Source organism: Limnohabitans sp. T6-5 (assembly GCF_003063315.1).
Taxonomy (GTDB): domain Bacteria; phylum Pseudomonadota; class Gammaproteobacteria; order Burkholderiales; family Burkholderiaceae_C; genus Limnohabitans_A.
Genome location: NZ_NERV01000002.1, coordinates 54,388 through 78,211, shown reverse-complemented (window position 1 = coordinate 78,211; position 23,824 = coordinate 54,388). Strand labels below are relative to the sequence as shown.

General features: G+C 55.8%; 21 protein-coding genes and 2 tRNA genes. 4 read left to right on the top strand and 19 right to left on the bottom strand.

What is annotated here, in order from left to right; all coding sequences use genetic code 11:
• Positions 1-2: 2 nt before the first annotated feature.
• The 17 genes from carA to rpsB all read right to left on the bottom strand — a co-directional run bounded on the left by carA (position 3) and on the right by rpsB (position 16,562).
• The gene (gene carA, locus B9Z51_RS06005; protein WP_199227474.1) at positions 3-1,166 is read right to left on the bottom strand and encodes a glutamine-hydrolyzing carbamoyl-phosphate synthase small subunit; all 1,164 of its coding nucleotides are present in this window, start codon (positions 1,164-1,166) and stop codon (positions 3-5) included.
• 201 nt (positions 1,167-1,367) lie between these two features.
• The gene (locus tag B9Z51_RS06000) at positions 1,368-2,141 is read right to left on the bottom strand and encodes an RNA methyltransferase (RefSeq protein ID WP_108372857.1); all 774 of its coding nucleotides are present in this window, start codon (positions 2,139-2,141) and stop codon (positions 1,368-1,370) included.
• Positions 2,138-2,755: a ribonuclease HII gene (gene rnhB / locus B9Z51_RS05995; protein WP_108372855.1), complete on the bottom strand. Its 618-nt coding sequence runs from the start codon at positions 2,753-2,755 to the stop codon at positions 2,138-2,140. Before rnhB ends, B9Z51_RS06000 begins: the two co-directional genes overlap by 4 nt.
• Complete coding sequence (gene lpxB, locus B9Z51_RS05990) at positions 2,727-3,908, bottom strand: lipid-A-disaccharide synthase (protein WP_199227473.1); 1,182 nt, start codon at positions 3,906-3,908, stop codon at positions 2,727-2,729. Before lpxB ends, rnhB begins: the two co-directional genes overlap by 29 nt.
• Positions 3,908-4,996, bottom strand: coding sequence for a DegT/DnrJ/EryC1/StrS aminotransferase family protein (locus tag B9Z51_RS05985; RefSeq protein WP_108372853.1), 1,089 nt, complete (start codon positions 4,994-4,996; stop codon positions 3,908-3,910). Before B9Z51_RS05985 ends, lpxB begins: the two co-directional genes overlap by 1 nt.
• 37 nt (positions 4,997-5,033) lie before the next feature.
• A complete protein-coding gene (locus B9Z51_RS05980) occupies positions 5,034-5,975 on the bottom strand; it encodes a Gfo/Idh/MocA family protein (protein ID WP_108372851.1) in 942 nt (313 codons plus the stop codon).
• Positions 5,976-6,021: 46 nt separating this feature from the next.
• On the bottom strand, positions 6,022-6,837 hold the full coding sequence (gene lpxA / locus B9Z51_RS05975; RefSeq protein ID WP_108372849.1) for an acyl-ACP--UDP-N-acetylglucosamine O-acyltransferase: 816 nt from the start codon (positions 6,835-6,837) through the stop codon (positions 6,022-6,024).
• A 6-nt stretch (positions 6,838-6,843) separates the two neighbouring features.
• Positions 6,844-7,284 carry a 3-hydroxyacyl-ACP dehydratase FabZ gene (gene fabZ, locus B9Z51_RS05970; protein ID WP_108372847.1) on the bottom strand — a complete coding sequence of 147 codons (441 nt, stop codon included), beginning with the start codon at positions 7,282-7,284 and terminating at the stop codon, positions 6,844-6,846.
• A gap of 2 nt (positions 7,285-7,286) precedes the next feature.
• Complete coding sequence (gene lpxD, locus B9Z51_RS05965) at positions 7,287-8,273, bottom strand: UDP-3-O-(3-hydroxymyristoyl)glucosamine N-acyltransferase (RefSeq protein WP_108372845.1); 987 nt, start codon at positions 8,271-8,273, stop codon at positions 7,287-7,289.
• A gap of 24 nt (positions 8,274-8,297) precedes the next feature.
• Positions 8,298-8,810 carry an OmpH family outer membrane protein gene (locus B9Z51_RS05960; RefSeq protein WP_369958658.1) on the bottom strand — a complete coding sequence of 171 codons (513 nt, stop codon included), beginning with the start codon at positions 8,808-8,810 and terminating at the stop codon, positions 8,298-8,300.
• Positions 8,811-8,815: 5 nt separating this feature from the next.
• Positions 8,816-11,125 carry an outer membrane protein assembly factor BamA gene (bamA, locus tag B9Z51_RS05955; protein WP_199227472.1) on the bottom strand — a complete coding sequence of 770 codons (2,310 nt, stop codon included), beginning with the start codon at positions 11,123-11,125 and terminating at the stop codon, positions 8,816-8,818.
• A gap of 223 nt (positions 11,126-11,348) precedes the next feature.
• Positions 11,349-12,545: a 1-deoxy-D-xylulose-5-phosphate reductoisomerase gene (ispC, locus tag B9Z51_RS05950; RefSeq protein WP_199227471.1), complete on the bottom strand. Its 1,197-nt coding sequence runs from the start codon at positions 12,543-12,545 to the stop codon at positions 11,349-11,351.
• Between the two features lie 10 nt (positions 12,546-12,555).
• Positions 12,556-13,404, bottom strand: a complete 849-nt coding sequence (locus tag B9Z51_RS05945) for a phosphatidate cytidylyltransferase (protein WP_108374778.1) — start codon at positions 13,402-13,404, stop codon at positions 12,556-12,558.
• A gap of 72 nt (positions 13,405-13,476) precedes the next feature.
• Positions 13,477-14,037 carry a ribosome recycling factor gene (gene frr / locus B9Z51_RS05940; RefSeq protein ID WP_108372840.1) on the bottom strand — a complete coding sequence of 187 codons (561 nt, stop codon included), beginning with the start codon at positions 14,035-14,037 and terminating at the stop codon, positions 13,477-13,479.
• A gap of 24 nt (positions 14,038-14,061) precedes the next feature.
• Positions 14,062-14,784, bottom strand: a complete 723-nt coding sequence (gene pyrH / locus B9Z51_RS05935) for a UMP kinase (protein WP_108372838.1) — start codon at positions 14,782-14,784, stop codon at positions 14,062-14,064.
• A gap of 56 nt (positions 14,785-14,840) precedes the next feature.
• On the bottom strand, positions 14,841-15,734 hold the full coding sequence (tsf, locus tag B9Z51_RS05930) for a translation elongation factor Ts (RefSeq protein ID WP_108372837.1): 894 nt from the start codon (positions 15,732-15,734) through the stop codon (positions 14,841-14,843).
• A 78-nt stretch (positions 15,735-15,812) separates the two neighbouring features.
• Entirely contained in the window at positions 15,813-16,562 is a 750-nt protein-coding gene (gene rpsB / locus B9Z51_RS05925; RefSeq protein ID WP_108372835.1) for a 30S ribosomal protein S2, read from the bottom strand.
• A gap of 203 nt (positions 16,563-16,765) precedes the next feature.
• On the opposite strand from rpsB, the gene B9Z51_RS05920 reads away from it, so the two are divergent.
• Together B9Z51_RS05920 and B9Z51_RS05915 are read left to right on the top strand one after the other, a co-directional pair.
• Positions 16,766-18,121 (top strand): amidase, encoded by a 1,356-nt coding sequence (locus B9Z51_RS05920; RefSeq protein ID WP_108372833.1) that lies wholly within the window; start codon positions 16,766-16,768, stop codon positions 18,119-18,121.
• Positions 18,122-18,124: 3 nt separating this feature from the next.
• The gene (locus B9Z51_RS05915) at positions 18,125-19,627 is read left to right on the top strand and encodes an NAD(P)H-hydrate dehydratase (RefSeq protein WP_108372831.1); all 1,503 of its coding nucleotides are present in this window, start codon (positions 18,125-18,127) and stop codon (positions 19,625-19,627) included.
• A gap of 33 nt (positions 19,628-19,660) precedes the next feature.
• Here B9Z51_RS05915 and rnr read toward each other — a convergent pair whose 3' ends face one another.
• Positions 19,661-21,916, bottom strand: coding sequence for a ribonuclease R (gene rnr / locus B9Z51_RS05910; RefSeq protein WP_199227470.1), 2,256 nt, complete (start codon positions 21,914-21,916; stop codon positions 19,661-19,663).
• Positions 21,917-21,967: 51 nt separating this feature from the next.
• Between rnr and B9Z51_RS05905 the strand changes: the two genes are divergently transcribed.
• Together B9Z51_RS05905 and B9Z51_RS05900 are read left to right on the top strand one after the other, a co-directional pair.
• Positions 21,968-22,052, top strand: a tRNA-Leu gene (locus tag B9Z51_RS05905).
• Between the two features lie 152 nt (positions 22,053-22,204).
• A tRNA-Leu gene (locus tag B9Z51_RS05900) sits at positions 22,205-22,289 on the top strand.
• Positions 22,290-22,406: 117 nt separating this feature from the next.
• Here the strand turns inward: B9Z51_RS05900 and rimO are convergent.
• Positions 22,407-23,795, bottom strand: coding sequence for a 30S ribosomal protein S12 methylthiotransferase RimO (gene rimO, locus B9Z51_RS05895; protein ID WP_108374776.1), 1,389 nt, complete (start codon positions 23,793-23,795; stop codon positions 22,407-22,409).
• Positions 23,796-23,824: the final 29 nt, after the last annotated feature.

The window sequence follows — 23,824 nt, the reverse complement described above, 5'->3', positions numbered from 1 at the left end:
GATTATTTCGCCTCCATCAGTTTGATGAAGCGGTCAAAGAGGTAAGCAATGTCGTGCGGGCCGGGCGATGCTTCAGGGTGACCTTGGAAGCAAAACGCGGGCTTGTCGGTGCGGGCCAAGCCCTGCAAAGTGCCGTCAAACAAAGACACGTGCGTGGCACGCAAGTTGGCGGGCAATGATTTTTCGTCCACCGCAAAACCGTGGTTTTGGCTGGTGATGGACACACGACCTGAGTCGAGGTCTTTCACAGGATGGTTCGCACCATGGTGGCCAAACTTCATCTTGAAAGTTTTCGCGCCACTGGCCAAGGCCATGATTTGATGGCCCAAGCAAATGCCAAATGTAGGGATGCCGGTTTCGATCAACTCAGCAGCCGCAGCAATCGCGTAGTCGCAAGGCTGAGGGTCGCCTGGGCCGTTGGACAAGAAGATGCCGACGGGGTTGTGCTTCAGCACATCAGCCGCTGGGGTCTTCGCAGGCACCACCGTGACTTTGCAGCCGCGCTCCGCCAACATGCGCAAGATGTTTTTCTTCACGCCAAAGTCATACGCAACCACATGGAACTTAGGCGCGGTCAAGTTGCCGTAGCCTTCGCCCAATGTCCACTCGGTTTGTGTCCACTCATACGACTTGGACACAGTGACTTTTTGCGCCAAATCGAGGCCGGCCATATTGGGCGCGCCTTTGGCGGCTGCCACCGCTTGGTCGATCAACGCTTGTGTGACTTCTTGGCCTTTGGCCAAGCCCACGATCGCGCCGTTTTGCGCGCCCTTGGTGCGCAAGATGCGAGTGAGTTGGCGGGTGTCGATGTTGGCAATAGCCACGGTGCCTGCATCAGCCAAATAGGCCGACAAGGTTTGGCTAGAGCGGAAGTTGCTTGCAACCAAAGGCAAGTCTTTGATGATCAAGCCAGCAGCATGGACTTTGTCAGCTTCGATGTCTTCCACGTTGACGCCGTAGTTACCGATGTGCGGGTACGTCAAGGTGACGATCTGCTGGCAGTAGCTGGGGTCAGTGAGGATTTCCTGATAGCCGGTGAGTGAGGTGTTGAACACCACTTCGCCGACTGTGGAGCCGGTAGCTCCAATCGAGTTGCCGATAAAGACCGTGCCGTCTGCGAGCGCCAAGATGGCGGGCGGGAAGGTTCCCTGAAGAGACAAAAGCACTGGGTTCTCCGGAATAGTTCGGGTACGCCTCAGCGCTCATCAGAGATCAGATCTCTTTTTGGCTACTTGTTCGAGGAATGGGCCTGGGATGGACTGTGGCGTACGGGTTGATGCGGGAAAGCCACCCATTATAGCTGAGGACCGCTCGAAAACCCTGACATCACCCTCTCAGCGCGCTCAGGCACAAGCGCGAGAAAAGAATCAACCGAGCGCAGTGGCACTGGCGTGCAGGCAGATCGCCGCCGCTGTGGCCACATTCAAAGACTCCTCCCCGCCAGGCTGCGCAATGCGAACTTTTTGACTCGCCAGCATCATCAATTTGTCGCTCACGCCCTGCCCTTCATGCCCAAAAATCCAAGCACACTGCCGAGGCAAGGTTGCTTGCTTCAACAAATCGTGCAAATAGGGGCCCTGGTGTGAACTGGTGGTCATCACCGGCACCGTCAATTTGGCTACATCATCCTCTCCAACGGACTCCATCAGGTGTAACCCAAAATGAGCGCCCATGCCAGCGCGCAAGACCTTGGGAGACCACAACGCGGCAGTCCCTTTAATGGCCATCACTTGGCGATAACCAAATGCCGAGGCACACCGCAAAATGGCCCCCACATTACCGGCATCTTGCAAGCGGTCCAACACCACCGTTGGTGCATCGGACAAAATCGTGCCCCCCTCCGTCCAGGCAACAACGAAACCCATTCGTGCTGGAGACTCCAGACCACTCAGCGTTGTGAACAAAGCATCGGGGATGACGATCACTTGATCGGACAAAGTCGCCCAATACGTCCCCTGTTCTTGCCAAAAAGATTCCGTCAAGACAGTGTGCAGTGGCTGCACACCACGCTCGACCGCAGCGCGACAAAGGTGATCACCCTCCAGCCAAAACTGGCCCTGCTTTCTGTAACCTGTGGTGTCCTGAGCCAAACGTCGGATGGCTTTGAGCAGGGGATTGTCACGCGAGGTGATCAAATTCATCGAACACTCCTGGCCACAGGGGCAAAAGTCAGTCTGTGGTACCCAGACGGTCCGTGTGCTTGCAAGGCCTTCAAATGTTGCGCCGTCCCATAACCTTTGTGCTGGTCAAAGCCATACTCTGGGCACTTCTGATGCATCTCATCACACAAACGGTCACGATAGACCTTAGCCAGGATGGATGCGGCAGAGATAGCAGGAACCAAAACATCTCCCTGAACAATGGCTTCCGCACGCACACTCAAAGTGGGGAGTCTATTGCCATCCACCAAGACTTTGACCGGCTTGAGCCTCAAGCCTTCAACCGCCCTTTGCATGGCCAGCATCGTGGCTTGCAGAATGTTGATCTGATCGATTTCCTCAATACTGGCCTGCGCAATTGAAAAACACAGTGCACGAGCCCTGATTTCATCAAACAAACGCTCGCGTCGCTTCGCTGTCAATTTTTTGGAATCGTTCAAGCCGACGATGGGTTGCAAATCATCCAGAATGACTGCGGCAGCCACCACAGGACCCGCCAAAGGACCACGGCCGGCCTCATCCACCCCAGCCATCAGCCCTACGGTATCCCAGTCCAATATTTTTTGTTCAGCGGGCAAGGACTTTTTGGATCGCATGGGTCGACAGCGTCGGCATGTCCTGACGCAATTGATGGTGTAAATCGGTAAATCGACGCTGAATGGCCTGAACAGCAACGGGATCATCCAACCAGCGCAATACAGCTTTTGCCAGTGCTTCAGCTTGCACCTGCTCTTGTAAAAACTCTGGAATCAAGCCTTCATTGCACAAGATATTGGGCAAACCGATCCAGGGCAGCAAACGCTTGCGGTTGGCAATTTGCCAAGACAGCCATTGCATGCGGTAGGCAATCACCATGGGCCGCTTATTCAAAGCGGTTTCCAAGGTTGCCGTTCCACTGGCGACCAAAGCAACGTCACAAGCTGCCTGCACCTCATGAGAGCGACCCATGATCAAATGCACCCTGCCCTGCATGCCTGCTTGAGCCAAGGCTTGCTCAATCACAGGCTTGAGCAAGCCGTGGGTCGGCAAAGCAAACTGAAGATCGGGACGCTGTGCAAGCATTAACCTGGCTGCTTGCAAAAATGGCAAGGCCAAGCCTTTGACCTCAGAAGGACGGCTGCCAGGCAACAATGCCACCACGGTTCCTTGTGATGGCAAACCCAAGGCTTGACGAGCAGCCTGTCGATCAGGCTCCAGGGCAATCACATCGGCCACCGGATGACCGACAAACGTGCCCGCTATGCCGTGCTGCTCCAGCAAAGCGGGCTCAAAAGGATAAATACACAGGACATGGTCCACGCTGTCACGGATTTTTTGTACGCGCTCAGGCCGCCATGCCCAAATGGACGGGCACACCAGCTGAACCGTGGGAACCCCCTTTTCTCGCAACAAGCGCTCAACAGGCAAGTTGAAGTCGGAGGCATCGACGCCGACATACAGATCGGGCAGCCGGGCCAGCAATCCTTGAAGCAACTGTTGCCGAATACCGTTGATGTGACGGTAACGCCAAAGTGCTTCCACCAAGCCTCTCACCGACAATTCATCGCATGACCAAAGCGACGTGAATCCCGCAGCGTCCATTTGTGGTCCGCCAATGCCAGAAGCCTTCAGATCGGGCCAGGCTTTGCGCAAGCCTTGCAGCAACAAAGCGGCCAGCATGTCCCCAGACCGCTCGGCTGCGACCATGCCCAACTGCAAGCCACTCGCCTGAGCCGGTGTTGAATGAAGACGACTTTCCAGCTCAGACATCACGCGTTCAGCGCTTGCCGGATCACACCGCAAATCTCATCAACCGCAGCGTCGCTCAGCTCTGGATAAATGGGCAAGGACAGGCAACGCTCTGCCACCGACTCGGTCACAGGGAAACTGGCCCCTTGCGAAATCGAAGCGAACACCTTTTGCTGATGCAAAGGCACAGGGTAATAAATTGCGCTGGCGATTTGCTGCGCCGTCAGCGCTTCCTGAATGACCGCACGGCGGTCAGTGAGCAATGTGTATTGGTGATACACGTGCATGCCTACACCATCCTCAAAGGGCGTCTGCAAGCCCAGGCCATTCAAGCCCGCACTGTAGCGGTGCGCCACGCGGCGACGCTCTTGGTTGTAATGGTCGATATTTGGCAATTTGGCACGCAACACAACCGCCTGAATTTCGTCCAGGCGGCTGTTGTAACCAATGATGTCGTGGTAATACCGCACCTTGCTGCCATGGTTGCGCAGCATCCGCAGCTTTTCTGCCATGGCATCGGACTGGGTGGTGACCATGCCGCCATCGCCAAAACATCCCAGGTTTTTGCTGGGGAAGAAACTGAATGCGGCCACATCTCCGATGGAACCCGTCATGCGTCCAGAGATGCCCGCACCAAAAGATTGAGCGCAATCTTCCACAAGTTTGAGATGGTGTTCATGGGCCAGATCTTGTAAAGGCTTCAAGTTCGCAGGCTGTCCAAACAAATGCACAGGCAACAAGGCCTTGGTTTTTGGCGTGATGGCCCGCTTGACTTGCTCCACATCGATATTGAAAGTGTGCGGGTCAATGTCCACAAACACCGCCTTTGCCCCCACATAGGCAATCGCCTCTGCTGTCGCAATGAACGTGAAGGGTGTGGTGATGACTTCATCACCAGGGCCAATGTCAGCCGCAAGCAAGGCCAAGTGCAAAGCATCCGTGCCGTTGGCACAGCTGATGGCGTGCGCCACACCCAGATACGCTGCGGCCTCTTTTTCAAAGGCCTGAACATTGGGGCCCAAAATGAACTGAGCGGCATTGAGCGCGCCCAACAAAGCGGGCTCGAGTTGGGGCTGGAGGTCACGGTATTGCGCAACGAGATCGACCATGGGAATTCGCATGGGATACCTTTCAGATATTCAAAAATCAGGAAATCAGACGGGTGGCTTCAGTGATGCGCTGCACCGCTTCAAGCGCCCTGCGTCCGGCTGCGCCGCTGACCTTGGGCGGGCGGTTATTGCGAATACTGTCGACAAAATCAACAATTTCTGCGTACAGAGGGTCGGCTTCACCAAACGACTGTTCTTGCCGCTCAATGGCCTGCTCTGGCGTCGCCAATGGATCAGTCGCCCCACGGTAAGTGGTCAAGGTTCGGGCCTGAAAGTCAAGCGAATGGCATGCCCGACTTTGGAAGACGCGCATTTTGCGCTCACTCTTGGCACTCACCCGGCTGGCCGTCACGTTGGCCACACAGCCATTGGCAAATCGGATACGGGCATTGGCAATGTCAATGTCCGAAGTCAGCACTCTGGCGCCCGAACAATCAACGCTTTCCAGCTCAGAGTCGACCAAGGACAGGATCAGGTCCACATCGTGAATCATCAAGTCCAGCAGCACGCTGACATCCGTCGCGCGCGGTTTGAAAGGCGCCAAGCGTGAACTGTCAATGAATCGGGGATCTGACAGCAAGGGCTCCAAAGCCAAGGCGGCAGGATTGAAGCGCTCCAGATGACCAACCGCCAAAACACAATGGTTTTCTCTGGCCAAGCGGATCAACTCATCGGCTTGTTCCAAGGTGGTGGTCATGGGCTTTTCAACCAAGACATGAACGCCCGCCAGCAAGAAATCCTTGCACACCTCATAGTGCGCCTGTGTAGGCACCACAATGCTGACGGCATCCACCCGCCCGATCAAGGAACGGTAATCGGTCACAGCTTGACAATGCAGGGGACCCGCAACGGCTTCGGCCTGATCTTGGCGACTGTCAACGACAGCGACCAATTCGCACTCTGGAATTTTGGCGTATTTTTGGGCGTGGAACTTGCCCAAGTAACCCACGCCGATGACAGCACAACGCAACAGGGCCACGGGGCCCTCCTTTCAAGCACGGGTCACAAGCTGACCCTAGAAGTCTTCAGTCCGCCAAACGTCGACGCGAACGCACAATGCCCACTTTGGGCGAAACCTGAGCGAGAAAGTCCAGCATCATCTGCACATCGGCCAGCGCTTCAGGTTTGTCGATGGCGATCTGCGCGATCCGCTCTTTGGCAGCTTCAAGACTCAAGTTTTCACGGTAAAGCGCCTTGTGCATGGAACGCACAGCAGCAATACGCGTTGGCGAGTAGCCGCGGCGGCGCAAGCCCTCCGCGTTGACCGTGCGTGCAACAGCCGGTTGCCCTTGGCATGTGACATAGGGCGGCAAATCTGCGAACAACAAAGTACACATGGCGGTGAAGCTGTGTGCGCCCAAACGCAAGAACTGCCGCACAACAGTGAACCCGCCCAAAATCACCCAATCACCCACATGGACGTGACCGGCCAATTGCGAGTTGTTGGCAAAGATGGTGTGGCTGCCCACAAAGCAATCATGGGCCAAATGCACATAGGCCATGAAAAGGTTGTCATGTCCAACCTGCGTGATGCCACCACCATTCACCGTGCCCGCATTGAACGTGCAAAACTCGCGAATCGTATTGCCATCGCCAATCACCAAGCGTGTGGGTTCACCGGCATATTTCTTGTCTTGAGGGGCGGCACCCAAGGAGTTGTAGCTGTGGATGTGGTTGTTTTGACCGATGGTCGTGTGACCATCAATGGTGCAATGCGAACCAACCGTTGTGCCCGCACCGATCGTGACATGAGGTCCGATGATGGAATAAGGCCCGACGGTCACCGAAGCATCCAGCTTGGCGGCCGGATCGACCAAAGCAGTGGAATGGATATTCGCCATAAGTCCTCAGGCAATTTTTCTCATGGTGCACATCAGTTCGGCTTCGCAAGCCAACTCGTCCCCCACTTTGGCCTGGGCTTTGAATTTAAAGATCCCGGCTTTCATGCGATCGAGTTGTACCTCCAGGGTCAACTGATCACCCGGCTCGACAGGTCGCTTGAAGCGCGCACCGTCAATGCCCGCAAAGTAATACACCGTGTTGTCATCCGGCGTGGAATCGAGCGTGTCAAACGACAGCAATGCGGCCGCCTGGGCCAAAGCCTCCAGCATCAAGACCCCCGGCATCACGGGCCGATGAGGAAAGTGCCCCGTGAAAAAAGGCTCATTGATGGTGACATTTTTCAAGGCTTTGATGCGAACGCCTTTTTCAATCTCCAGCACACGGTCCACCAATAAAAATGGATAACGGTGTGGGAGCTGTTTCAAAATTTTATGAATGTCCATCATGGTCAATTTTCCTTGTTGTTTTGAATGTCGCTTTCAAGCGCTCTGATGCGATCACGCAAACGCGACAGTTGTTTCAAGCTTGCAGCATTTTTTTCCCAATTGGCATTGCTGTCCAAAGGAAACATACCGGTGTATTGACCGGGCTGAAGAATCGAGCGCGTCACCACTGAAGCTGCCGAAATATGCACATGGTCTGCAAGAGTCAAATGCCCCAAAACCACCGCACCACCACCCACCGTGCAGTGGGCACCGATGCGGGCACTGCCTGCAACGCCCACGCACCCAGCCATGGCGGTATGACGCCCCACATGAACGTTGTGCCCGATTTGAATCAGGTTATCAAGCTTGACACCATCTTCAATCACCGTGTCTTCGAGCGCACCACGATCTATACAGGTATTGGCCCCGATTTCTACATCGTCACCAATGCGCACAGCACCCAACTGCTCGATTTTTTCCCAAAGTCCTTGGTGTGGCGCAAAACCAAAACCATCGGCACCAATCACCACACCGGCATGCAAAAGACAGCGGGCACCGACCGTGCAGTCTTCGCCAATGGTCACCCGGGACTTGAGCACTGTGCCTGCCCCGATTTGAGCACCACGCTCAATCACGCACAAAGGCCCCACAATGGCATCAGGTGCAATGACTGCTGTGAGATCGATCACGGCGGAAGGATGAATTCGAGGGCCACCGTCGTGGCGGTGTTTGCGCTTCCATAGCTGAGTCAAGCGCGCGAAGTAAAGGTATGGGTCATCAGTGATGATCGCTGACAAACGACCACTTACTACCGATTCCATGTCCCCGTCGACAATCACACAACCAGCTTGGCTGGTCGCCAATTGACTGCGGTATTTGGGGTGACTTAAAAAGCTGATGTGATGGACCTGAGCAGTTTGCAAAGGTGCTAAACCTGCAATCAAAAGCTCAGCGCTTCCCAACAAACGACCGCCGAGTGCATCGACGATCGTGCCAAGTTTCAACGACACAATATGAAGCCGACGCCGACTTGCTTATTTGCCAGCTGAGGCATTGAGTGCCTTGATGACTTTTTCGGTAATGTCATGTTTGGGGTTGATATAAACCGCTTCCTGGAAAATCACGTCGTACTTCTCAGATTCCGCAACTTGTTTGACTGCGCGGTTCGCACGTTCCACCACAACTTGCTGCTCTTCGTTTTTACGGGCATTCAGATCTTCCTGGAATTCACGGCGTTTACGCTGGAATTCACGGTCTTGATCAATCAACTGCTTTTGCCTTGCGGTGCGCTGCGACTCGGACAACGTTGGTCCTTCTCGTTCAAATTTTTCGGACGCTTGTTTCAGCGTATTGCCGGCCTCAACCAGCTCCTTTTCGCGACGCGAAAATTCCTGCTCCAACTTGGCTTGTGCCTGTTTGGCTGTCGCAGCTTCGCGAAAGATTCGCTCAGTGTTGACAAAGCCCAATTTGAAGTCCTGCGCTTGAGCGAATGATGCAAATACGCTGGCACCAGCGATCAAGGCCAAAGTAATGTGTTGGCGAATCATGGTCATTAGAAGGATGTTCCGATTTGGAATTGAAGTTGCTGAATTTTATCGCTACTCTGCTTGCGAATGGGGTTGGCATAGGAAAAGCGCAAGGGCCCCATCGGTGAAATCCAGCTCAAGCCAACGCCTGCAGACGCACGCAGTTCACTGAAGGCCACATTTTCAGTGTCTTTGAAGGCGTAGCCGGCATCAACGAAGCCAAACATGCGCAAAGTTTTGTCGTTGCCTGCTCCGGGAAACGGGGTGATGAATTCAGCATTGAAAACCATTTTCTTTGGTCCGCCCAAGTAAATGCCCGTTGTAGAAGAACTGGGACCCAATGTGGACTGCTCAAATCCCCGAACGCTTCCCAGACCGCCGACATAAAAATTCTTGAAAAGCGGGTAAGGCTGACCATTCAAACCTTTACCCCAACCAAGATCCGTATTGAATGCCAAAGTATATTTTTTACTCAGGGGAATGTACTGCTGGAACTGGTAATTGGTCCGGATGTATCGAACATCCCCTGCCACACTCACATCTGAATTAAAACGTTGCAACGAACCCTTGGTAGGCACCAACGCACTGTCACGTCCATCACGAGCCCAGCCCAAAGTCAGGGGCAATGCTGTGCTTGTCGCACCAAATTTGGCTGCATAGTCCTTGTATTCAACCGGCAGTCCGATACTCGTGCCTTCTCGGATCTGGGTTTGTTCGACATTTACCCCCACAAATACCCGGTCCGTTTCAGTCACCGGGACACCAAAACGAAGCCCCACCCCCGAGTTCACCAGGCTGTAGGCGTTCAGATCACCCAGATAAGGACGCGTTGTACGATGAAAAACATCCAGCGTGCGAGATACGCCATTCTGGGTGAAGTAAGGGTCCGTAGTGCTCAACACCAAATTCTGGTTGTATTTGCTGGTGTTGACCTCAATCGCCAGATAGTTGCCTGAACCGAATGCATTTTCTTGCCTGATGCCAAAGCTCAACGCGACCTTCTCAGCAGAGGAAAATCCAGCCCCCAAAGAGACGCTACCCGTTGGCTTTTCGACCACAGATAACACCAAATCAACCTGATCAGGCGCTCCTGGCACCTCTTGTGTTTCGACATTCACATCGGTGAAATAGCCCAGACGGTCCACACGGTCGCGCGACAAACGGATCTTGTCGCCGTCATACCACGCCGCTTCAAGCTGACGGAACTCACGGCGAATCACCTCGTCCCGCGTGCGGTTGTTGCCAGCCACTTGAATGCGTCGGACATATGCCCGTCGCGATGGCTCCGCAAGCAACACAAACTGGACGCGGTTGTTTTGTCGGTCAATTTCAGGTTTAGCCTCAACTCGGGCAAAGGCAAAGCCGAATTTTCCGAAATAATCAGTGAACGCCTTGGTCGTTTCAGCCACGGTCTCGGCGTTATAGGCTTGACCAGGCACGATCTTGACCAAAGTACGGAACTCGTCCTCTTTGTCCAAATAATTGCCCTCAAGCTTGACCCCCGACACAACAAACCGCTCGCCTTCGGTCACGTTGATCGTGATGGACATGTCTTGTTTATTGGGAGACATAGCCACTTGGGTTGAGTCAATCCGAAACTCCAGAAACCCTCGAGCCAGATAAAACGAGCGCAAGGCCTCCAAGTCAGCATTGAGCTTTGTACGGGAATATCGGTCAGATTTGGTGTACCAACTCATCCAGCCACCTGTGTCCAGATTGAACTGATCGCGCAGATCAGACTCCGTAAAAGCTTTGTTGCCCACAATGTGAATTTGACTGATCTTGGCCGGGCCTCCTTCGGTGATGGTGAAAGTCAGGTTGACACGGTTGCGATCCACCGGCGTCGCGGTTGAAACCACCTCTGCACCATACAAGCTTCGGCTGATGTATTGGCGTTTGAGCTCCTGCTCGGCTTTGTCGGCCAAGGCCTTGTCATAGGGTCGTCCCTCAGACAAACCGACTTCTTTCAAGGCCTTGATCAACACATCTTTGTCAAACTCCTTGAGTCCAATGAACTCAACAAGCGCCACGGAAGGGCGCTCTTCAACCACCACGACCAAAACATCACCTTGGGTTTCAAGTCGAACATCCTTGAACAACCCCAAAGCGAAGAGTGCGCGAATGGCTGCAGCCCCTTTTTCATCGGCATATTGATCTCCCACCCTGAATGGCAGCGAGGCAAACACAGTACCGGGTTCGATGCGCTGCAATCCTTCCACGCGAATGTCACGAACCGTGAATGGTGCGACTGCCCAAGCGGGCACACAAGCCATCATGGAAGCGATCACCGTCATGGCGGCAGGTTGAAAGCAGGAGCGAATATTTGAAAAAATCATGAAGCAACCATGGAGACATCAAGGCAAATCACATCGCTTAACGAGCGCTGCTGATCCAACTTGATAATTGTTTAAAAACCATTTTTTGCAGTTCAACAATCTGCAAAATCATTCATTCAGGCACGTTGGACACCCCATTCGAGCCCCATCAACATGCGAAAGATAATACATCAGGACACCTGTTGCATTGATCGCAGCAACAGCATAGTCGTATCCTAACGATTCAAGACTTCAAGCGAGAAATACACGCCAATGCGACTTGGCGCGCATGACCATCAAGTGCCATCAAATCATCCAGACTCTGTGGTCCTGTCCAGACCAGCGTATCCAAGGACGCTCGATTGACCTCGTGGATTTGATCAAACCGGATTTGTCTGTTCAAAAACGCCGCCACGGCAACTTCATTGGCAGCATTCAAGACCGCACAGCTGCCCGAAGCCCCGTTCAAAGTCTCCCAGGCGAGCTTTAGCCCAGGAAAACGTTGTGCATGATCTTCTGCATCCATGGATTCAAAAGTCATCGCTGCCAATGAATGGAAATCCAAGGCGGTAGCGCCGGACTCAATCCGCTCAGGCCAACTCAGCCCATAGGCAATGGGGCCGCGCATGTCGGGCGTACCCAATTGCGCCACCACTGAATGGTCTCGGTATTGCACCATGGAATGAATCACGCTCTGCGGGTGTATCACCACCTCCAGCTGTTCTGGCTGCACGCCAAACAAATAACAGGCCTCAATCACTTCCAAGGCCTTGTTCATCATCGTGGCCGAATCCACAGAAATTTTTCGGCCCATGACCCAATTGGGATGCGCACAAGCCTGTTCGGGAGTCACGTCTTTCAAACTCTGCGGATCACGAGTCCGAAAGGGTCCGCCAGAGGCGGTCAAAATAATTTTGTGAACACGGCGCTGCCAAGTGCTTGGATCATCGGGCAAGGACTGAAAAATGGCCGAATGCTCGCTGTCAATGGGTAACAAGGTGGCACCACCTTCTCGCACGGCCGTCAAAAAAACCTCACCACCGACCACCAAGGCTTCTTTGTTGGCCAACAGCAATCTCTTGCCTGCACGAGCTGCCGCCAGACACGGCGACAAACCTGCGGCCCCAACTATCGCGGCCATCACGGCATTAACGGGCGCGTCACTGGCCACCTCATCCAACGCGGCAGCTCCCCAGCGCACTTGAACCGGCAAACCTTGTGCTTTGATCTTATCGGCCAAGACACGACCTGCATCCTCGCGGGCCATGACCGCAATGACTGGCTTGAATTGCGCGCACTGGGCCAGCATCAAATCAACTTGGCTGGAGGCGGTCAAGGCGTACACCGAAAAACGATCAGGATGACGAGCCACGACATCCAGGGTACTGGCCCCGATCGATCCCGTAGAGCCCAAAATGGTGATATTTTTTTTCAAGTTCATCACAGACGTCTCAAATCCAGGTCAACAACATCATGGCCAAGGGCAAAGTAGGCAATAAAGCATCCACTCGATCAAGGATACCGCCGTGACCGGGCAACAAGGCTGAACTGTCTTTCATGCCTGCACTTCGCTTGACCAGCGACTCCACCAGATCCCCCACCACGCTCATGGCGGACATGAAAAGCAACGCGGGCACCGCAATCCACCAACCTTGCCGAAACAGCAAGCTGAAAAAACTCAAATGGCTCACTGCCAAGGCACTGTCTACACCCGCCCAAATCCAGGCGATGAGCCCAACCCCGAACATCCCACCCAAAACACCTTCCCAGCTTTTGCCGGGACTGATGCCGGGAGCCAGTTTGACTGCAAACCAACGCCCGCCAAAAGCACGTCCAAAGAAATAGGCAAACACATCTGCAGCCCAAACCAATACCAGCACGGAAAGTAAAAAATTGACCCCACGATGTCGCGCTTGAGCCATGGCCAACCAAGCCAGCATCAAAAGAAAAAGCCCCACAAACCAGCGCAAATTTTGAGGCCAACGCCCCCAACCTGCCACACCACGATGAATCATCCAGGCCCCCAACAGCACCCAAAAGCCCCCCGCCACCAGCCAGATTTGAGGTGGCGAATGCAAGTGCCAATCAGACTGCAAAGCCATCCCGCAAAGTGCCAAGCAGATACCTGCACCCAACCAAGAGCCCAAGGTGCCCATCCCATTTAAACGGCCCCACTCCCAAGCGCCGGCAGCGATCAAGAGCATCGTCAAGCCCATGAAAGGCCAAGGATTTGACGCAAACAGCGCGGGTAACAACACCGCCAACATCGCGAGGGCCGTAATGATTCTTTGCTTGAGCATGGTTTCTCCAAAAAAAAGGCCGCCAATCGGGCGGCCGTTGGGGCCGTGGATAGCCACGGCATCACCTCAAACTCAGACCGCCATGATCTCTTGTTCTTTGGCTGTCACCAGTTGATCAATCTCGGTCATGCGCTTATCGGTCAATTTTTGCACATCGGCTTCGGCACGCTTTTGATCATCTTCCGATGCAAGCTTGTCCTTGACCAGTTTCTTCACGGATTCATTGGCATCGCGGCGCAGATTGCGGATGGCGATCTTGCCGTTTTCACCCTCAGTGCGCGCCAGTTTGGTCATCTCTTTGCGACGCTCTTCGCTCATTGGCGGCATGGGCACACGGATCAGATCGCCCATGGAGGCTGGATTCAAGCCCAACTCACTTTCGCGGATAGCTTTTTCAATCTTGGCACCCATGCCTTTTTCCCAAGGCTGCACGCTGATGGTGCGAGAGTCCATCAAAGACACATTAGCCACCTGCGACAAAGGCACAGGAGAACCGTAGTAATCCACATGGATCGTGTCCAGCAGGGCTGGATTGGCACGACCTGTGCGAATCTTGGTCAGGTTGTTCTTGAATGCCGCAATGGATTGCTCCATTTTGGTTTCGGTGGTTTTTTTGATGTCTGCAATTGTCATGATGTTCTCCTCTTCACAACGGGCTCAAGCGTAAACCAAAGTGCCTTCGTCTTCACCCATCACCACACGCTTCAAGGCGCCATTCTTGATGATTGAAAACACCTTGATCGGCAACTTCTGATCGCGGCACAAGGCAAATGCGGTCGCGTCCATGATGCCCAAATTGCGCGAAATGGCCTCATCAAAGCTGATTTCGCTGTAGCGTGTCGCAGACGGATCCTTTTTGGGATCGGCGGTGTACACACCGTCTACCTTGGTGGCCTTGAGCACCATTTCGGCGCCGATTTCAGCCCCACGCAAAGCAGCGGCCGTATCGGTCGTGAAGAAAGGATTGCCCGTGCCAGCCGCAAAAACAACCACTTTGCCTTCTTCAAGGTACTGCAATGCCTTGGGGCGCACATAAGGCTCCACCACCTGGTCAATGCCAATGGCCGACATGACTCGAGCGGTCAAACCCGCTTTGTCCATGGCATCGGCCAAGGCCAAAGAGTTCATCACGGTCGCCAACATGCCCATGTAGTCGGCCGTGGCGCGGTCCATGCCGACCGAGCCGCCTGCCACACCGCGGAAAATATTGCCGCCACCGATCACAACTGCCACCTGAACACCGAGACGTGTGATCTCGGCAATTTCTTCGGACATGCGCACGATGGTGGCACGGTTGATGCCGAATGCATCATCTCCCATCAAGGCCTCGCCGGACAGCTTGAGCAAAATGCGCTTGTAGGCTGGTTTGGCTGAGGACATGATGGACTCCTTGAATGGCAATGAGAAAGATGGAATAACGCTGAGGCTCAGATGACTCAGGCGGCCGATTGCGCTGCAGCGACTTGAGCGGCGACTTCTGCGGCGAAATCGTCAACTTTCTTTTCGATGCCTTCGCCCACCACATACAAAGTGAACGCCTTGACGTTGGTGCTGGTCGCCTTGAGCATTTGTTCCACGGTTTGCTTGTCGTTTTTGACAAACGTCTGGTTGAACAAAGAGACTTCCTTCAGGTATTTCTGAACCGAACCTTCGATCATCTTGGCAGCAATGTCCGCAGGCTTGCCGGACTCGGCGGCCTTGGCGGTGGCCACTGAACGCTCTTTTTCAATCAGATCAGCAGGCACATCAGCGCTGGTCAAAGCCACGGGCTTCATCGCTGCCACATGCATGGCGACGTCTTTGGCGGCAGTTTCATCACCGTCAAATTCGACCAACACACCAATGCGGGTGCCGTGCAAGTAATTGGCAATCTTGGAACCACCAGCTGCGCGCTTGAAACGGCGGAAGCTCATGTTCTCGCCGATCTTGCCGATCAGGCCTTTGCGCACTTCTTCAAGGGTGGGGCCGAAGCCGTCTTGGCTGTAAGGCAGCTCGCCCAATGCAGCGATGTCGGCAGGGTTGTGCTCAGCGACCAATTTGGCAGCAGCGTTGGCCAAGGCCAGGAAGCTGTCGTTCTTGGTCACGAAGTCAGTTTCGCAGTTAACTTCGATCATGGCGCCTGTGGTGCCGCTCACGAAACTGGTCACCACGCCTTCGGCGGTCACACGGGACGCGGCCTTGCCAGCCTTGGTGCCCAGCTTGACACGCAACAGCTCTTCCGCTTTGGCCATATCGCCCTCAGCTTCAGTCAGGGCTTTTTTGCACTCCATCATGGGAGCGTCGGTTTTTGCACGCAGTTCAGCGACCATGCTTGCGGTAATTGCAGCCATTTGTATTTCTCCGTATCAGTCTAAAAGTCAGGTTAAAAAAAAGGGGCCAAGAAGCCCCTTTCATCGAGTCTTGGGAACTCAGGCAGAAGCGTTGGCTTCTTCAACGAATTCGTCAGCGCCTTCAGTGACGGCCTTGACCACGTCGTTGACCGCATTGGCGCGGCCTTCGATGATGGCGTCAGCAATGCCACGGGCGTACAAAGCCACAGCCTTGGCCGAGTCGTCGTTACCAGGAATGATGTAGTCGATGCCTTCTGGCGAGTGGTTGGAGTCCACCACACCGATCAATGGAATGCCCAACTTCTTGGCTTCGGAGATGGCGATTTTGTGGTAACCCACGTCGATCACGAAGATCGCGTCAGGCAAAGTGGCCATGTCCTGAATGCCACCGATGTCTTTTTCGAGCTTTTCCATCTCGCGCTTGAACATCAGTTGTTCTTTTTTGCTTAAGGCTTCGAGGCCGACTTCTTGCTGGGCCTTCATGTCCTTCAGACGCTTGATCGAGGTCTTAACGGTTTTGAAGTTGGTCAGCATGCCGCCCAACCAACGCTGGTCGACGAAAGGCACGCCAGCGCGCTGGGCTTCGGCAGCCACCAGCTCACGGGCTTGGCGCTTGGTGCCGACCATCAGGATCGTGCCGCGGTTGGCAGACAGCTGCTTGGCGAACTTGATCGCGTCCTGGAACATCGGCAGCGATTTTTCCAGGTTGATGATGTGGATTTTGTTGCGATGACCGAAGATGAACGGCGCCATCTTGGGGTTCCAGAAACGGGTTTGGTGGCCAAAGTGGACACCGGCTTCCAGCATTTCGCGCATGGTAACGGACATATGAATACTCCAAAGGTTGGGTCTAAAACCAGGCCACTGATCACACTGAAACATCAGCGCAACACCTTGACGGGACTGGTTTGCGAATGTGCTTTGTTGATTTGAATCACCGCAAGCGCAAGAGACACACTCAAGACAGCCTGCAAGCTCGACAAAGCCTTAGGATTATAGCATCCGCACTTACCCCAATGAGACCCCATCCCATGAGAAAAGACCTGATTGCCACACGACAAGCCATTGCACAAGGCCAAATGCATGCACCGTCGGTCGCGGAAGAATGCCTGGCGATCGCAGAAAGCGCCTCATGCGAGCACGCATTCATTCAACTGACGCCCGATGTACTGAAAAAGGCAGCATCTGCGGCGAGTATTCAGCAAGCACCACTGGCTGGCCTGGCCGTTTCCACCAAGGATCTGTTCGATGTGCAAGGGCAAATCACAGCAGCCGGTTCCGTGGTGCTTCAGAAACAGGCGCCAGCGCTGGCAGATTCGCTGGCTGTGGCCAGATTGCGGGCTGCTGGTGCGGGGCTGATCGGCCGAACCAATATGGTCGAGTTCGCTTTTTCCGGTGTCGGTATCAATCCACACCATGGCACGCCCGCCGCATGGGATGCCTTGAGCAATTCAGCTGTAGGCGCACCCATGCAAGCGCATGTCCCTGGTGGCTCCAGTTCAGGCGCAGCTGTTTCTGTGGCCACTGGCGCGGCCTTCATCGGCTTGGGATCAGACACCGGAGGGTCCATCCGGATTCCCGCCGCACTGAATGGCATCGTGGGCTTCAAAAACACCGCTCGCAGAGTGCCCCCACAAGGCGCCCTGCCCCTGTCCACCACGCTGGACACCGTCTGCGCCTTGACCCGGACAGTGCGTGACACGATTTTGGCCCACGAAATACTCTCGGCCCGAAAAGTCCCGACAGCCCGGAGAACACTTTCGGACTACCGCTTGGCGGTTGTCAAAGATCTGATGCAAGACAACATGGACAGCCATGTCACCCGGGCTTTTGAACGCAGCCTGGCCGCATTGCGTGCCGCGGGGGCGCGCATCGAAGAAATCGCTCTGCCCCAATTGAATGACCTGAGCGCCATGATGAGCACGGGCGGCTTCAGCCCTGCCGAAAGTTTCGCATGGCACCACAAGCTGCTCGCTGAACATGCAGACCTGTACGACCCCCGTGTGGCCCAACGCATTCAACTGGGCGCGCCCATGAAAGCCCACCAGTACATGGCGCTGGTTGAAGCCCGCACTCACTGGATTCGCCAGGTTGAGACTGCACTGCTGGGGTTCGACGCCATCCTGTCGCCCACCACCCCCATCACAGCCCCCAAGCTGGTGGATGTGGCACCCGGCCCCGAAAGAGATGCCGAATTCTTTCGGACGAATGCTCTGCTGCTGCGCAACACCAGCGCCATCAACACGCTGGATGGATGCGGCATCTCACTGCCCTGCCATGAAGCTGGAGACCTGCCCGTTGGTCTGATGGCCTGGCACGCCGCCATGCATGACGACACCATTCTCCAGCTGAGCTTGCTGCTGGAGCCCTTGCTTCAGACGCATTGACGCATGCTGCGCCTGACGCCCACCAGCCATTGGCCCGTTTTTGACAGCGCGGGCATTCGCACGCTGGAGCACGCGCTTCAACAACGCAGCCAGACACCCCTGATGGAAACAGCTGGCCTGGCTGCGGCGCACCTGGCCTTGTCCATCGCCCCGCATGCCCAGCGCATCTGGATTGCCGCAGGCCCTGGCAACAACGGCGGGGATGGATTGGAGGCCGCGCTCCACTTGCACCAATGGGGAAAAACAGTGATCGTCAGTCTGATTGGCGATGCCAAAAGCCGCCCAGCAGACGCCCAACTGGCCTGGCAGCGCGCCACACAGGCTGGCGTGACCATCACCACTCACTTGCCCTGGAATGGGCTCAAAGACATGACGGCACAGGACCTGTGCATCGATGCCTTGCTGGGGCTGGGGGCCAACCGCCCCTTAGCGGCGCCCATGCAAACCTGGATTCACGCCATCAACAACGCCAAAGCGCACATCCTGGCCCTGGATGTGCCCACGGGCCTGAACACTGAAACCGGACAACTTCTGGGCTGCCTGGATGCCGAGCCCGAAGCCATCCGAGCTGAACACACCCTGACCTTCATTGCCGCCAAACCGGGCCTTTTCATGGGACATGGCCGCGATGTTTGTGGGCACATCTGGCTGGCAAGCCTTGAGCCGCCAGGCAGCTCACCCGAATGGCTGAGCGCAGCCACGCCTCAAGCATGGCTGAACCCGGCCCCCAAAGTGGTCTCCAAAACCCATGCCAGCCACAAAGGCAGCCATGGCGATATCGTCGTGATCGGGGGCGAATCCCTGTCCTTGCGGGGCATGGGCATGACCGGCGCCGCCGTGCTTGCGGCCACAGCAGCCTTGCATGCCGGTGCCGGGCGCGTCATGCTCAACCTGCTTGGCAGCACGCCCTGCCCCCAGGTTCCCAACGACGTGATGCAGCGTGAATGGTCTGTTTTAAACCTTGAACACCAAGTGGTGGTCTGCGGCTGCGGTGGTGGCGAGGCGGTGGTGCCGGTCCTTGCCCAGGTGATCCAGCGCAGCGCCCTGCTGGTGCTGGATGCAGACGGCCTGAATGCAGTCGCCAAAGTTCCCCAATTGCAAATACTGCTGCAAAGCAGACCGCCCCATCAAGGCACCGTGATCACTCCCCACCCACTGGAAGCGGCCCGACTGCTCAATGTCTCCACCCGCGAGATCCAAGGCCACAGGCTGCAAGCAGCCCAGGATCTGGCCCATCGGTTCAACTGCACCGTGGTGCTGAAAGGCTCGGGTACGGTCATTGCAAGCCCAGGGCAAACATCCCGCATCAACACCTCCGGCAACGGCCTGCTGGCCATCGGCGGCACAGGCGATGTGCTGGCGGGTTTGTTGGGCGCACGCATCGCCCAGGGGCAGAGCGCCTTCATGGCCGCCTGCTCGGCAGTGCATCAACACGGCGCCTTGGCCGATGAATGGCCAGAGCATGAAGCCCTGACCGCCAGCCGATTAGCCCAGCGCCTGTGTTGACATGCTGCCCCTCACCGCAGCGGACAAGTCAGCTCAACGCCGGGACTTGCTGGTACGCGGGCCCTTTTTCTTGCTGGCCGCTTTTTGGACAGAGGCCTTCTTCACAGACGTCTTGAGTGCCTGAATCGGCGAGCGGTTGCGCTCAGCATCGGCCAGACGCCGATCAGCCACTTTGCGCTTGGCACCACGTGGTCCCTCCTGCACTGCAGACACTCCCTTGTCGCGCATCGCACGGGGCAGCAAATCTTCGCCAGGCTGGACCAATCGAAAATCGATCTTGCGACCATCCAGGTCGACCCGGCTGACCTGCACCTGCACCCGCGTACCAATCGCATAGCGAATGCCCGTGCGCTCACCGCGCAACTCCTGACGCAACTCGTCAAAGCGGAAATACTCGCCCCCCAACTCGGTGATGTGCACCAGCCCCTCCACATACAAGGCGTCCAAGGTCACAAAGATGCCAAAGCTGGTGGCAGCTGAAACCACGCCACCGTATTCCTCGCCCAAATGCTCACGCATGTATTTGCATTTGAGCCAAGCCTCAACGTCCCGACTGGCTTCGTCCGCGCGGCGCTCATTGGCACTGCAATGCAAGCCCGCAGCTTCCCAGGCTTGCTGATCAGCGGCCGACATGCGAACGCGCGGGGCTTGAGACTCAACATCCCCTTTGGCTGCCTTGCTCTTTTCAAGACGTTTCGTCAGCTTGGCATGCGCCTCACCCGGCACAGGCAGTTTGGGCAATTGGTATTTGCGCCCCAGCAAAATGGATTTGATGACCCGATGAACCAGCAAATCCGGATACCTGCGAATCGGGCTGGTGAAGTGGGTGTAGGCCTCATAGGCCAAGCCAAAGTGACCACTGTTCACCGGGGTGTAAATGGCTTGCTGCATCGAGCGCAACAACATGGTGTGGATCTGTTGTGCATCCGGGCGATCCTTGGTGGCCTGCGCAATTTTCTGAAACTCGGACGTGTGCGGATCGTCACTGATGCTCAAACCCAGGCCCATGGCCTTGAGGTAATTGCGCAGGATGTCTTTTTTCTCAGCCGTGGGACCTTCGTGCACCCGAAACAAACCGGGGTGCTTGCCCTGCTGAATGAAGTCGGCACTGCACACGTTGGCCGCCAGCATCGCCTCTTCAATCAGGCGGTGCGCCTCATTGCGCACACGGGGCACGATCTTTTCAATCCGGCCACTTTCGTCGCAGACAATCTGCGTTTCGGTGGTTTCAAAATCCACCGCACCGCGCACCGCCCGCGAAGCGAGCAAGGCCTTGTAAACGTCCTGCAGGTTGAGCAGATCGGTCACGCGCGCTTTGCGCTTCAGGGCCTCCGGCCCGCGTGTGTTGGCCAAAATCGCCGCCACTTCGGTGTAGGTGAAACGCGCATGGCTGTGCATCACCGCCGGGTAAAACTGGTAGGCATGCACATCGCCTTTGCCGTTGACCAGCATGTCGCAGACCATGCACAAACGGTCCACATCCGGGTTCAATGAGCACAGGCCGTTGGACAACTTTTCCGGCAACATGGGAATGACCCGGCGCGGAAAATACACGCTGGTCGCCCGGTCATACGCGTCAATGTCAATCGCGCTGCCGGTTTGCACATAGTGGCTCACATCGGCAATCGCCACCAGCAAACGCCAGCCTTTGCCTCGGCCCACTTTGGCGGGTTCGCAATACACCGCATCGTCAAAATCGCGGGCATCTTCACCGTCAATCGTGACCAAAGGCACATCGCGCAAATCGATCCGATCCTTGCGGTCCTTGGCCAGCACCTTGTCAGGCAAACCCTTGGCCTGCTCCAGGCAAGCCGCAGAAAACTCGTGCGGCACGCTGTATTTGCGCACAGCAATCTCGATCTCCATGCCTGGATCATCAATCTCGCCCAAGACCTCTTTGACACGACCTACCGGCTGGCCAAACAAGGCTGGCGGCTCGGTCAACTCGACCACCACCACTTGCCCCGGTTTGGCGGTGCCCGTCGCACCTTTGGGAATCAGCACATCCTGGCCATAGCGCTTGTCTTCGGGCGCCACCAACCACAAACCGCCTTCATGCAGCAAGCGGCCAATGATGGGTTGCTCGGGGCGCTCAATGATCTCGACCACGCGCCCTTCAGGGCGTCCTTTGCGATCTTGGCGAACCACACGAACCTTCAGCCGGTCCTTGTGCAACACCGCACGCATTTCGTTGGGGGGGAGGTAGATGTCAGCTTCGCCATCGTCACGAATGAAAAAGCCGTGACCATCGCGGTGACCCTGCACCTGACCTTCAATTTCTTCCAGCATCCCGCTGGTTGGAGCTATTTTTTTAATATACAATCCTTGGATTCCTGAGATGCCCAGATGGCGGAATTGGTAGACGCACTAGTTTCAGGTACTAGCGCTGAGAGGCGTGGAGGTTCGAGTCCTCTTCTGGGCACCAATCTTATCCAAATAAGATGACAAAAAGCCGATGACCACAAGTCATCGGCTTTTTTATTGCCCAGATTTTTCAAAGTTAAAAATTCGGTGACTATTTCCAGCCATCGGCAAGAAACGTCTTTTGATGCCCTATAATTTGAGACTTCCTGAGATGCCCAGATGGCGGAATTGGTAGACGCACTAGTTTCAGGTACTAGCGCTGAGAGGCGTGGAGGTTCGAGTCCTCTTCTGGGCACCAAAAACAAACAATCAAAAGCCGTTGATTCAACATCAACGGCTTTTTTGTTGCCCGTTTTCAAGTCATTGATGACGCGACTCAAGCCGCCATCCCAAGGGCTGGTCAGCCCCTGGCGCATCAAACCGGCATCCCCACCAAATCGTGGCCTTCCACGCCAACAATGCGGGCCCGGGTGAACTCACCGACTTTGAGAGTTTTGCTGATTTTCTCTGGCGGCAACAAACGCACCACACCATCGATTTCAGGCGCATCACCATAGCTGCGCCCCACCCCGCCACGACGACCGAGAGCGGGTGCTGAATCCACCAACACTTGCATGCTGGAGCCCACGCGCTGGTGCAAGCGCGCGATGGACACTTCTTCGGCCACCGCCATGAATCGTGCACGACGCTCTTCGCGCAGTGCCTCTGGCAACATGCCCGGTAACTCATTGGCCGTTGCGCCCTTGACAGGGCTGTAGGCAAAGCAACCTGCACGGTCAATCTTCGCTTCGCGCAAAAAGCACAACAAGTGCTCAAACTCTTCTTCGGTTTCACCCGGAAAGCCCGCAATGAAAGTGCTGCGAATGACCAGCTCGGGGCACAGTTCGCGCCATCGCTGGATGCGCTCCAGGTTCTTTTCGCCACTGGCCGGGCGTTTCATGCGCTTGAGCACATCGGGGTGACTGTGCTGGAAAGGCACATCCAGGTAGGGCAGCACCAGCCCCTCAGCCATCAGCGGGATGATGTTGTCCACGGTCGGGTAGGGGTAGACGTAATGCAGGCGCACCCAAGCCCCATGGGCGCGGGCCATCTCGCCCAGAGCCTGGACCAGCTCTAGCATGCGCGTTTTGACCGGTTTGCCGTCCCAAAAACCCGTGCGGTACTGGATGTCCACGCCATAAGCCGAGGTGTCCTGGCTGATGACCAGCAGTTCCTTGACACCGCCTTCGAACAAGGCCTTGGCCTCCTTCAGTACATCACCAATCGGGCGAGACACCAGATCGCCACGCATGGAAGGGATGATGCAAAACGTGCAGCGGTGGTTGCAGCCTTCGCTGATTTTCAGGTACGCAAAGTGGCGCGGCGTGAGCTTCAGGCCCGCTTCACCAAAGCCGCCGGGCACCAAATCGAGGAAAGGATCGTGCGGCTTGGGCAGGTGGGTGTGCACAGCATCCATCACCTCTTGCGTGGCGTGGGGCCCGGTCACGGCCAGCACGCTGGGGTGCATTTCGCGGATCATGTTACCGCCGCCCTCGCCTGTCTTGGCGCCCAGGCAGCCAGTCACGATCACCTTGCCGTTTTCGTTGAGGGCTTCGGCAATGGTGTCCAGGCTCTCCTTGACCGCATCGTCAATGAAGCCGCAGGTGTTGACGATCACCAGGTCAGCACCGTCAAAAGTTTTGGACGTTTGATACCCCTCAGCGCTCAGCTGGGTCAGGATCAATTCGGAATCGGTCAGCGCCTTGGGACAGCCCAGACTGACAAAGCCCACTTTGGGGGCGGGTGTAGAAATCATTTCACTCATCCCCCCATTGTCCCCGCAAAAAGGTTTGC